The 11,299-nt window shown below is 58.2% G+C and carries 12 protein-coding genes; 5 read left to right on the forward strand and 7 right to left on the reverse strand.

Features of this window, described 5'->3' with window-relative positions; all coding sequences use genetic code 11:
* Window positions 1-4 precede the first annotated feature (4 nt).
* The 3 genes from alkB to FHL07_RS01100 are packed head-to-tail and all read right to left on the reverse strand — an operon-like array spanning window position 5 to window position 1,148.
* Window positions 5-655 (reverse strand): DNA oxidative demethylase AlkB, encoded by a 651-nt coding sequence (alkB, locus tag FHL07_RS01095; RefSeq protein WP_095018547.1) that lies wholly within the window; start codon window positions 653-655, stop codon window positions 5-7.
* Between the two features lie 3 nt (window positions 656-658).
* On the reverse strand, window positions 659-826 hold the full coding sequence (locus FHL07_RS23585) for a hypothetical protein (protein WP_095000182.1): 168 nt from the start codon (window positions 824-826) through the stop codon (window positions 659-661).
* Window positions 827-845: 19 nt separating this feature from the next.
* The gene (locus tag FHL07_RS01100; protein ID WP_048379727.1) at window positions 846-1,148 is read right to left on the reverse strand and encodes a DUF1883 domain-containing protein; all 303 of its coding nucleotides are present in this window, start codon (window positions 1,146-1,148) and stop codon (window positions 846-848) included.
* A 209-nt stretch (window positions 1,149-1,357) separates the two neighbouring features.
* Here FHL07_RS01100 and FHL07_RS01105 point away from each other — a divergent pair, with 209 nt between their 5' ends.
* From FHL07_RS01105 to FHL07_RS01115, 3 genes are all read left to right on the forward strand, one after another.
* The gene (locus FHL07_RS01105) at window positions 1,358-1,711 is read left to right on the forward strand and encodes a hypothetical protein (protein WP_095000183.1); all 354 of its coding nucleotides are present in this window, start codon (window positions 1,358-1,360) and stop codon (window positions 1,709-1,711) included.
* 185 nt (window positions 1,712-1,896) lie between these two features.
* The gene (locus tag FHL07_RS01110; RefSeq protein WP_138737968.1) at window positions 1,897-2,547 is read left to right on the forward strand and encodes a c-type cytochrome; all 651 of its coding nucleotides are present in this window, start codon (window positions 1,897-1,899) and stop codon (window positions 2,545-2,547) included.
* Window positions 2,544-3,467 (forward strand): c-type cytochrome, encoded by a 924-nt coding sequence (locus FHL07_RS01115; protein WP_138737969.1) that lies wholly within the window; start codon window positions 2,544-2,546, stop codon window positions 3,465-3,467. Before FHL07_RS01110 ends, FHL07_RS01115 begins: the two co-directional genes overlap by 4 nt.
* A gap of 40 nt (window positions 3,468-3,507) precedes the next feature.
* On the opposite strand, the gene FHL07_RS01120 is transcribed toward FHL07_RS01115, so the two are convergent.
* Together FHL07_RS01120 and FHL07_RS01125 are read right to left on the reverse strand one after the other, a co-directional pair.
* Complete coding sequence (locus FHL07_RS01120; RefSeq protein WP_095000186.1) at window positions 3,508-3,789, reverse strand: hypothetical protein; 282 nt, start codon at window positions 3,787-3,789, stop codon at window positions 3,508-3,510.
* Between the two features lie 31 nt (window positions 3,790-3,820).
* Window positions 3,821-4,003, reverse strand: coding sequence for a hypothetical protein (locus FHL07_RS01125; RefSeq protein WP_095000187.1), 183 nt, complete (start codon window positions 4,001-4,003; stop codon window positions 3,821-3,823).
* Between the two features lie 225 nt (window positions 4,004-4,228).
* Between FHL07_RS01125 and galU the strand changes: the two genes are divergently transcribed.
* A complete protein-coding gene (gene galU / locus FHL07_RS01130) occupies window positions 4,229-5,068 on the forward strand; it encodes a UTP--glucose-1-phosphate uridylyltransferase GalU (RefSeq protein WP_016780941.1) in 840 nt (279 codons plus the stop codon).
* 134 nt (window positions 5,069-5,202) lie between these two features.
* Window positions 5,203-6,561 (forward strand): glutathione-disulfide reductase, encoded by a 1,359-nt coding sequence (gene gorA, locus FHL07_RS01135; RefSeq protein WP_095000188.1) that lies wholly within the window; start codon window positions 5,203-5,205, stop codon window positions 6,559-6,561.
* 106 nt (window positions 6,562-6,667) lie between these two features.
* Here the strand turns inward: gorA and bcsC are convergent, their stop codons facing one another.
* Together bcsC and bcsZ are read right to left on the reverse strand one after the other, a co-directional pair.
* Window positions 6,668-10,198: a cellulose synthase complex outer membrane protein BcsC gene (gene bcsC, locus FHL07_RS01145; protein WP_138737970.1), complete on the reverse strand. Its 3,531-nt coding sequence runs from the start codon at window positions 10,196-10,198 to the stop codon at window positions 6,668-6,670.
* Window positions 10,186-11,298: a cellulose synthase complex periplasmic endoglucanase BcsZ gene (bcsZ, locus tag FHL07_RS01150; protein ID WP_138738089.1), complete on the reverse strand. Its 1,113-nt coding sequence runs from the start codon at window positions 11,296-11,298 to the stop codon at window positions 10,186-10,188. The genes bcsC and bcsZ overlap by 13 nt, the downstream gene beginning before the upstream one ends.
* Window position 11,299 lies beyond the last annotated feature (1 nt).

Here is an 11,299-nt window from a genome sequence, read left to right on the forward strand (position 1 = left end):
CGGTTCAGCCTGCCTGACGCAGGGTGATATTGATCCGCTGTTCGCCCAACAGTGAGTGATGCCCGGGCTTGATGGGCATTACTCCGTGATACCGCAGGCGGTCAACGCCGCCCCAGACCATGATGTCGCCGTGAAACAATGCTATTCGTTGAGTCGGGTCACTTCGTTCGAAACCGCCAAACTGAAAAATCGCCGGCAGCCCCAGAGAAATGGAAACAATCGGTGCGGTATGGCAGCGCTCGTTTTTATCCTGATGCAGCGACATTTTTGCGCCTGGCGCATAGGCATTGATCAAGCAGGAATCAGGGACAAAACCGCTAAAGCCTGCGCTGCTGGCCGCCGCTGCAGCCAGCGCCAGGAAGACGCCGGGCATGGCTGGCCAGGGTCGGGCACTTAGCGGATCGAGCGGACTGTAATGGTAACCATCGCGGTCAGTGGTCCAGCCCAGAGCACCGCAACTGCTCAGTCGGGCGGACATGGTGTAGCCACCGGGCGTCTGCATCTGGCGCAAGGGTGCCTGCAGCAGAACGCTATCAAGGGCTGCCAGCAGCTCCTTGGCCTTGGGCAAGGCAAACCCGCGAAGCGCAAACGCCTGGTCGCTGATACGCTCGACACGGGCGGGCTGCTGCAGGTCCTGCTCGGCAAACAAGTCCACGGCTTAAAGTGCCTTGCTTGCCTTGATGTCGGTAATTACTTCGTCAGCATCGCCATGGATCTTTTCAAGTGCTGCGCGAGCTTCTTGTTCCGATCCCGACTGGAGCTGGGCAAACTCGAAACGACGCTCGCCGTTGAGCTTGTACTTGATCACGTACTTGGTGGTTTGCACGGTAATTCCTGCTTTGGGTTTAGCGAAGTTTGGAGCTTGAGCGACGCACGATTTTAATGGTCGGCTTGAAGCTTGGCTTGCGGGTTACGCTGATGGCACGGCTGGTCACGGTATCGATGGTGATGTTCCAGAAACCGGTGCTCGGCGCGGTGATGCGGGCCGGGAAGTCCTTGAAGGCGCCGCCATGGTAGGAGTGGCGGCCACCATTTTTAAAACTGCGGAAGTGCGCATCGCTCATCAGGCGGATGTTGCAAGGCTGGGAGCACTCGATGACGACGATGTCGTCTTCGTTGAGGTGCTCGCGCTGGTGAATAAATTTCATGGTGTCTCCAAAAACGTGAATCTGCTGAATAATCAGCACGATAGCATGTGCTTCAGCCCTATCAGGGGGCTAAAGCCGAGTATTATGCCGTGATGCGGGTGAGTTTGACGTAAAACGTGGATAATCCGCCACTATTGAGTATTTATTCACTATGGCCCGGGAGAAATTCCGCATATCCATTGTCGTAGTGTCTTTAACGGAGAATGTCTATGAAGTGGGGCGTATTAGCGGCGTTGCTGGCCTTGGGTGGCTGTGCATCCGTTACCGATATTGAGCAGACGCTGCCCACCATGAGTGTGATTTCGGGCAAGAAGCCCGACGCCTATGCTCAATGTGTGGTGCAACAACTGTCCAGCACACGCAGGGCACCTCAGATTGAACCGCATAAAGACGGTTTCCGGATCATCGTCCCGCAAAAGCTGACCTCCAATCCAACGGCGGTCATTGATATTGAAGAGCGCTCCGGCGGCAGCAGCATCAAGGTGTACGAAAGCATGTCCAATGTGCCGGTGCGCCCGGGCGATATTCGCAAAGCCGCCACACATTGCATTTCCGGTGACTGACGCCTCAGCTCAGTCAAATGGCTGCAACACTCCTACCTGACGTTTGCTTGCGCGACGTCAGGTTTTTTTTCGCCCTCGATTTGGCGATCGGATCCAAAGCTATGTTGTGACCGTGTAGGAATTCTCCTAGGATCTGCAGGCTTATATTTTATAGGCCTAAGCATATAACAATAATGGAGCTGGTCATGATTCCACTCAAGCGAACGCTATTGAGCAGCCTCATGCTGCTCGCCGTGAGCAATACCCAGGCACAACCGACCCCCAACATCTACCTGCAGGGCGGTGCCCAACCGGGTGCCACGGCCTGCGTGGCGTGCCACGGTGCGGATGGCATGGGGCTGGCACCTGCCGGGTTTCCGCAATTAGCCGGTCTTTCTGCCGATTACCTGAGCAAGCAACTGCACGACTTTCAAAGTGGCAAACGGGTCAGCCCGGTGATGCAACCCCTGGCCAAGGCCCTGAGCGACCAGGAAATTGCCGCGGTCACCGCCAGCATTGCCGCCATGCCGGCCCCTGCGGTGCCTGCCATCAACCGCAGCACCATGCCTTCAGGCCCTGGAGAAAAGTTGGCCTTGCGCGGCGCCTGGGAGCGTCAGATACCCGAGTGCGTCAGCTGTCATGGTCCGGGTGGGGTGGGGGTGGGAAGTGCCTTCCCGCCCCTGGCCAATCAACCGGCGCTGTACCTGACGGCGCAGCTCAATGCCTGGCGCGATGGCACCCGGCGCAACGATCCCAATGACCTGATGGGTCATATCGCCAAGGCCATGAGCGAAGACGAAATCAAGGCGGTTGCCGACTATTTCAGCACTGTAGGGCACAAGGAGGTCAAACCATGAAACGTCTGATATCAACCTGTGCGGCATCCTTCCTCTTTGGCAGCGCGGTCCATGCAGCGCCCATTGCGATGGAAGACCAGTCGCAGATCAAGGTGCCTGCACCTGCCGATAACATCACCTACTTTCAGCCGCCGCAACAAAGCGATTTGCCCGACAACGTCTACGGCAAAATGGTGATGGACGGCTATGCCCTGTTTGTTGACACCAAACGCCAGGCCCCGAAGTTTGTCGGCAATGGCCTTAACTGTACGAACTGCCATCTTGATCAGGGTCGTCTGGCCAACTCAGCCCCGCTGTGGGGGGCGTATCCCATGTACCCGGCGTACCGCAAGAAAAACGACAAGGTCAATACCTTTGCCGAACGCCTGCAGGGCTGCTTTCAGTTCAGCATGAATGGCGGTACGCCACCGGCTGCCGATAGCCGCGAGATCACGGCGCTCTCAACCTATGCCTATTGGTTGTCGACCAAGGCTCCTACGGGGGTTGAGTTGCCGGGACGAGGGTATCCCGATGTGCCCGAGCCCAAGGCTGGGTACAACCTGAGCCGTGGTGCTGCGCTGTACAAGGACCAATGTGCCGTCTGTCATGGTGACAACGGGCAGGGGCAAAAGGTGGGGGAGGACTATGTGATGCCGCCATTGTGGGGCAAGGATTCCTACAACTGGGGAGCCGGCATGCACCGGATCAATACCGCGGCATCGTTTATCAAGCACAACATGCCACTGGGCAAGGCCAACAGCTTGAGTGACGAGCAGGCCTGGGATGTGGCGGCGTACATCAACACCCACGAACGGCCACAGGACCCTCGACTGGTCGAAGGTTCAGTGGAAAAAACCCGGTTGAAGTTCCATGCCAATGACGGCGTCAACGTTTATGGGCAAACCGTGAATGGCGTTTTGGTCGGCCAGGGCACCCGGTAATTGCAGTTACCGCTAAAGTCATGCGCTTTAGCGGTATCCCTTACTTGCAGGCCACTACGACAGTGCGACTTTTAAAATTACCTACATCTGCGCCCAGGGTTTTCTCGCTTTGCGCAAGCGCAGGCGAACCATCCGTGGCAATGATGGTATAGCCAGTACCGGCACATGAGGCCTCGGCTTTCTCATAGCACTTGGCCCAGGACATGGCCTCGCCAGAACAGTCTATGCTCAACCCTTGTTTGCCATCGGCCAGGTAAGTGCTGGATGCCGTCGCGCACCCACCCAGAGTCACCAATGCGAGCAGTGTCAGAACTTTCTTCATCCGGGTAACCATCACATAAGTGGAGTTGCTGTTATTTTTTGCTGCGGCGGGCTGCTGGCTCAGGTTGGTCCTGAAATACCGAGGCGACTTCTGCTGCGGCCTGTTGCGAGCTGAATGGTCCGGCAACGTTTTCACCCGAGGCAGCAAACACGCACCATTGGCCCGATTCATCGGGTTTGATCTCATAACCGTTAACGCTGATTGTTGCTGACATCGAAAAGCTGCCTGATTGGCTGGATTAATGGCGTGATAATAGCGCAAGGGCATCACGGGTAGTGGTAAACACGATGGGTGCCAATCAAATTCAATCGCAAAGGAACTAACGGGCTAAATATTTATCTAGGTTGGCATCAGTTTGCTATCGAGAAGCATTGTAACGTCGATGCTGCCTGATTAGACTGCGCCAAATTTGGAACGTACAGCCCTTTAAAGGACTCATATGATCAAGAAATGCTTGTTCCCAGCAGCCGGTTACGGCACTCGCTTTTTGCCAGCGACCAAGGCCATGCCAAAAGAAATGCTGCCGGTGGTGAACAAGCCACTGATCCAGTACGGGGTTGAAGAAGCACTGGACGCTGGCTTGACTGAAATTTCCATCGTGACGGGCCGCGGCAAGCGCGCCCTGGAAGACCACTTTGACATCAGCTACGAGCTGGAAAACCAGATCAAGGGTACTGATAAAGAGAAGTACCTGGTCGGTATCCGCCGCCTGCTGAGCGAATGCTCGTTCTCGTACACCCGTCAAACCGAAATGAAGGGCCTGGGCCACGCAATTCTGACTGGCCGCCCGCTGATCGGCGACGAACCCTTTGCCGTGGTTCTGGCAGACGACCTGTGCGTCAACCTGGAAGGCGACGGCGTCCTGACACAAATGGTCAAGCTGTACAATCAGTACCGCTGCACCATCATCGCGATCCAGGAAGTTGATCCGGCAGAAACCAACAAGTACGGCGTGATCGCTGGCGACCTGATTGGTGACGACCTCTACCGCGTGCGCAACATGGTTGAAAAACCTGCTCCGGAAGATGCACCTTCCAACCTGGCCATCATCGGCCGTTACATCCTGACTCCGGATATCTTCGATCTGATCAAACAGACCGAACCGGGCAAAGGCGGTGAAATCCAGATCACCGACGCGCTGATGAAGCAGGCGCAAAACGGTTGCGTGATTGCTTACAAGTTCAAGGGCAAGCGCTTTGACTGCGGTGGCGCCGAAGGCTACATCGAAGCAACCAACTTCTGCTTTGAAAACTTCTACAAAACCGGCAAAGCTTACTGATAGCGGCCCGTTGTAGATCGCTTCAAGAGAAAGCCACCCTCGGGTGGCTTTTTCGTTTTTTTGCTGTCGGCAACTTCCAGCGCTGGTCAATCGCGCAGGAGCGATTATGCTGATGGCCTGCCTAGGAGAGAGAAATGGCCTACGAATTTGATCTATTTGTCATTGGTGCGGGTTCTGGTGGCGTGCGTGCTGCACGTTTTGCCGCAGGTTTTGGCGCAAAAGTGGCTGTAGCAGAAAGCCGCTATCTGGGCGGTACCTGCGTGAACGTTGGCTGCGTGCCGAAAAAGCTGCTGGTGTACGGCGCGCACTTTGCTGAAGATTTCGAGCAAGCCTCGGGGTTTGGCTGGAGCCTGGGTGAGGCCGACTTTGACTGGGCGACCCTGATCGCCAACAAAGACCGCGAGATCAATCGTCTCAACGGTATTTATCGCAACTTGCTGGTCAACAGCGGTGTGACCCTGATCGAAGGTCACGCGAAAATAACCGGCCCCAATGAAGTTGAAATCAACGGTCAGCGTCATACCGCCAAACATATCCTGATCGCCACCGGCGGCTGGCCGCAGATTCCCGACATCCCGGGCCATGAACATGCAATCAGTTCCAACGAGGCATTCTTCCTCAAAGAGCTTCCCAAGCGTGTGCTGGTGGTGGGCGGTGGCTATATCGCCGTCGAGTTTGCTGGGATTTTCCACGGTTTGGGTGCGAAAACGTCCTTACTCTATCGTGGCGAGATGTTCCTGCGCGGTTTTGATGGTGCAGTGCGCAAGCACTTGCACGAAGAACTGATCAAGCGCGGCATGGACGTACAGTTCAATGCCGATATCGAGCGGATCGACAAGCAGGCCGATGGCAGCCTCAAAGCCACACTCAAGGACGGTCGCGAGCTGATCGCCGATTGTGTGTTCTACGCCACGGGCCGTCGGCCGATGCTCGATAACCTGGGCCTGGAGAACACCGGGGTCAAACTCGACAAGCGCGGTTTTGTCGAAGTGGATGATCTGTACCAGAGTGCCGAGCCATCGATCCTGGCCATTGGCGATGTGATCGGTCGCGTGCAGTTGACGCCCGTGGCGCTGGCCGAAGGCATGGCCGTGGCGCGCCGCCTGTTCAAGCCCGAGCAATATCGGCCGGTGGATTACCAAATGATCCCGACGGCTGTGTTCAGCCTGCCTAACATCGGCACGGTGGGTTTGAGCGAAGAACAGGCCATTGAGGCGGGACACAAGGTGCAGATTTTCGAAAGCAGCTTTCGCCCGATGAAACTGACACTCACCGAGTGCCAGGAGCGTACGTTGATGAAGCTGGTGGTGGATGCCGACACCGACAAGGTGCTCGGTTGCCATATGGTCGGGCCGGAGGCGGGGGAGATCGTGCAGGGACTGGCGATTGCCTTGAAGGCCGGGGCGACCAAACAGCACTTTGACGAAACCATCGGCGTACACCCGACGGCTGCTGAAGAGTTTGTGACCATGCGCACGCCGGTAAAACGCTGATTTTCACTGTGGGAGCGGTCTTGCTCGCGATGCAGGCGGCGCGGTCTATCTGTTAAACCGCGTCGCTCCGATCGCGAGCAAGCCCGCTCCCACACTGATTTGCCAATTACCTGAAATCGGCATACGGAATCAACGGTTGCACCGGCATCGGCAAGTTGCCCTGCCACACGTCGAAGGTATAACGCAGGTAGAGCATCGCCCGGCTCGGGGCATAGTCATCGCTGTGTTGATAGAGCACTCCGCCGCCCAGTACCAGATGATCCGACAGCCTGCGCTCTACCAGCCCCTGTACGCGGTAACCGATGCCAGTGCTGCTGCCGCCCGAGGTCTGCCCCAGACCGTCGGCAAGCTGGTAGCCAGCATCATCGAGCCGCTGCAGCAGTTTGCTGTTCAGTCCGTCCAGCGGGTAAAGGTCATTGGCATCGGTTTTCGCATACGACCAGCTCACCGAGCTTTCCAATGCCACCGACCAGTTGGCGGTACGGAAGGCGTAGTTCAGCGGCACACCAATCGAATAGTACTTCTGCGGGCTGTAGTAACCGCCCTGGCCGAGAGTGTATTCACTCGAGTCCTTGTCATACCCCCAATACATCAGTGTCAGACCGGTGCGTAAACGTTCGTCGGCGCGCTCCACCAGACGGTAGTAATAACCGGCCATGGCCGTGCTCTTGTGGTTGTCTTCGACGTTTTTGCCGCGCAACCAGTGCTGGCCGAAACTGGCCCATACACCGTCTACGCCCCCTTCGTCGTGGCTCAGGCTCAAGGTCACACCGTTGGACGTGACGCCGCCCCAGGTGACACCGGTGTTGGGATCGGTAGCCCCGGCATAGGACAGGATCGAGTTGCTCAGGGGGCGACGTGAACCGGTCAGGGTCCAGCCCAGTGAGCCGATCTTGCTGCTGTAGGCCACGCCGCCCAGCCAGTTGGGTACCTTGAAGTTATCCGGTGTACGACCGATATCGATGTTCCACACCTCGTTTTTCCAGCCCGCCGCCATCATCGTGCCGTTGACCGATTGCGAGCGGTCATCGCAGCCAGAGAAGTCAGGGCCATTGGTACCCTTGCGATTGACCTCCACAGCACAGGTGCCGTAGTTCTCGCGCACGAGTCCGTCCGGGTCGGCATCGAATTTTCCTGCATCCATATTCAACTGTTCTGCGCGCAGAAAACCGCTGCCATCGGCCACCGGCAGGTCCAGTTGCAGGATGGTGGTTCGGGTGTCGGTGTCCGAAGTGCCGGCGGAAGCATCGTCCGAACGCCAGCCATAGTCGGTATACAGATGAACTGTCGGATTTTGCCGCTGGTAGAGTTCGTCCACATCACTGCGCAAGCTACGGGCCAGCCACTCGTCATCGTCCTTTTCACGACTGGCCATGGTCATGGCGCGATTGTCCCGGGGGTTGCCTTGCTCAGGGGTAATCAGCCCTGCGGCGGCCATGCTTTTGGCATAGTAGTCCAGTGCCTTTTGCGGCTCCCTGGCCGACATCAGCCGCGCCGCGTCGCGATACATCAGCGGGTCAGCCTGCGGTGATTGCAACAATTGGGCATAGATGGCCTGGGCCTTTTCAGGCTCACCCACGGCGGCCCAGGCATTGGCTACCCGACGTTGCTGTGAAGGGGTTAATGGCGTGCCGGGGGCAGGGGTAAGCTGTGTCAGTTGCTGACGAGCCGAAGGCAGCTGTTTGCTGGCAATCAGGGTTTCGATCTGGCCCAGGCGCGCATCAATGTTGCCCGGTTCTTTTTTCAGCACCTGGCTGTAGAGGTTTTGCGCCTGTTCATAGTCACCACGCTCCTGGGCCCAGCCAGCGATGGTCATCAGATCGTCGTTGTCCGAGTTCTGCATCAACAGGGCAATCGCTTGCGGCTCTTGCCCGGCGGCGCGCAGACTTTCAGCCCGGGCCACCAGTACATTGCGTTGCAGCCGCGTATCCAGCTCACGCATGGAGTCGCTCCATTGCGTCTTGGGCAGTTGTTCCAGAACGCTCAAGGCACTGGCATCGCGCTCGGTACTTGATAGGTACAACGCGTAGGCATAAAGCGCTTCAGGGTTGCGACCCTGACGAGTCATCAGCTGTTTGAAGCTGTCATCAGCGGCGCCCGGCTGGTTGATTTCGCGCTGGGCGTTGGCCAGACGATAAGTGACCCAAGGCTCATCGGGGCTGAGGTTACGGATTTTGCTGAGCAAGGCGACCACTTGCGGCCAGTCCTTGCGCTCGGTAGCGGCATCGGCCTGACGGTTCAGTTCGTCAAGTTCGATGCTCTGGCGCAGGCTGGCAAATTCCTTCTGGCTGGCAGGCGGCAGGCGATCAAGGAAAGCCTTGGCCTTTTGCGGGTCTTGCGCGCTGTACAGACGCATCAGCCCACGCACCGCACTGCCATTGCCGGGCTCAAGACGACGGGCCTGCAACAGCAAGGCTTCGGCCTGGATATCGTCGTGCTCGGCCTGGGCCACGCTGGCCAGGCCTATGAGTGGGTCGGCATCGCCGGGCTTGGCCTTGCGTGCCTGGGTAAAGGCCGTGCGCGCCGCTGCCGGGTTATTTTGTTCAAGGGCCTTGTCGCCCTGACTGAGAAGCATGCGGTAGCGGCTGGCGTCCATCAGGTCTTGCCACTTGCTGATATTGGATGTGTCCTGTTCTTTGCTGCGAGCGGTGGCAAAGTTGCTGTTGGCTTCGGCATAGCGGCCCTGGCGAAACTGCGCCATGCCCAGGGCACCGTAAAGGGTCGGGTCGTCGGGGTATTGTTTGAGAGCGCGGCGCAGCAGGCCTTCGGCGGCTGCCGGGCTGCGCGACTGGTCGATCATTTGCTTGCCCTGGGCGCCGGCGGTCCATGCCGGGTCATTCAGCAGGCTTTGCTGCTTTTGCAGGTTTTTATTGGCCTCGCCAATCAGCGGCGAATTTGGATAGCGCGCAATAAAGCCCTGCCAGGCCTGTGCCGATGTGCGATCCACCGGCAATGTGCTGAGGTAGGTGTATTCACGCTCAGCCGCAGCATTACTGGCGACCGGGTCTTTGGCCAGTTGCTGCAGGACGATCAGGGCTTCTGGCGCACGGTCTTCGCGGAACAACAGGTCGGCCAGGGTCTGACGCAGGCCGGGGTTGCCCGGGTACTGTTTGTCCAGGCTGCGCAGTTGCTCGATGACCTGTGCACGCTGGCCCTGGATATTGCTGCGGATGCGCAGGTATTCCAGTGCCGTGGCAAAATCCGGCGGGGCATTGCCAAACAGTCGCTCGAAAATCGCCACGGCTTCTTCAGGACGACCGGCCGCAGCAAACAGGCGCGCCTGTTGCAGGTCTTTCTGGCTTTGTGGGTCTTGCAGCTTCATCAGGCTCTGGGCCTGACGCAGGGCCGCTGAATCAGGGGCAACATTTTGCAACTGGGCCAGACGCTGCCTGGCCAGCTCCGGGTTTTTCTCCAGCAATGCCTGGCGTATCGACGCCACCAACGCTTGCGGGTTGTTGGGTGAGATCAATTGCAGCCGTGCCAGAGAGTCACGCACCAGGTCTTCGCGGTACATGGCTTCGCCGATCCGAACCTGCTCCAGCAGCCATTGTTGCTGCTCCTGCACCGTGCTCGGCTGTGCAATGGCTGCAGTGGACAACCCACCGAGCAGGAACGCCCACGTTGTTATTTTTGGCATGTTTTGATCCACGAAGGTAAAAGCTGCCCATCCTTGTCAAAGCGATAGCGTTGTTCATCCCAGCCCTGGCCGAACAGCAGCAGTGACTGGTTGTAATAGGCATCGGCCGCAGGCGGCTGTTGCTTGATCCGTTCCTGTTGAACCGCCAGCGCGGGGGAGTCCAGGCTGGACAGTAACGGCAGCATGGCGGCGGAAAACCCTACCGGCCCCGTGCCGGTGTATTTGCCGGTAACGGCATTGACGCTTTCTGGCACATAGCTCAGGGTTTGGGTGAGGTTGGCCATGGGCGCAAAATGTTCTTGCAGTGGCTGGCGACCGGCCGCGTCCTGGGCCAGCATGCCAACCCACAGGTAGACGCGAATGGCATCGTAATCCCCCAGCGAACCCTCCTTGCTGTCCGGTGCCCAACCGCCACCGGCTTTCCACTGCAGCCAGTCCGGGGCAAAGCCTTTGGGCGAAGTCTCTATCAGCATGCGTTGCTGGTTGCTCGCCAGTTCGGCCCAGATCGGTGATATACGCGCAAAACGGGCCAACAGTTGCGGTGGCAAATAGCTGGGGTTCAGGCGCCAACCCTTGGGGCTGTCAAAACCCACATCCCCGGGCAACAGCATCAGGCCCAGCCCGGGCAGCTTGCGCAGGCTTTGCGCAGCGCTGCGCCAGAGCATGTTCTGCCCAAGCGCGACATACTCGGGCCACTGCCACAGCCGGCCGGCTTCGAGCAGGCTGTAGGCGATCCACAGGTCGGCATCGCTGGCATTGTTGCTGTCCAGGATCTGCCACTTGCCGTTTTTTGCCAGACCCCATTGCCAGGCTGGCAGATGAGCCTCAAGGCTGCCACCGGCGAGGTTATTGCGGGTCCACTCGAGAATGCTCGCAAAACTCTTTTTGTCGTTGCCCAGCAAGGCAAAAAACAACCCGTAGCTTTGACCTTCCGAGGTGGTGATCATTTGCGCCGACGAGCCATCGATAATCCGCCCGTCGCTGCTCATCATGGCCTTCTTGTAACTGTCCCAGGCGGGCCAGTCACAGGATTGCGCACTCGCCACCTGAGGCAATAGCCCCAGGGTCGAGCTCAGGGTAAGTGCCGCCAGTCGCTTCATG

This window comes from Pseudomonas sp. FSL W7-0098, assembly GCF_005930585.1.
In the GTDB taxonomy this organism is placed as follows: domain Bacteria; phylum Pseudomonadota; class Gammaproteobacteria; order Pseudomonadales; family Pseudomonadaceae; genus Aquipseudomonas; species Aquipseudomonas bubulae.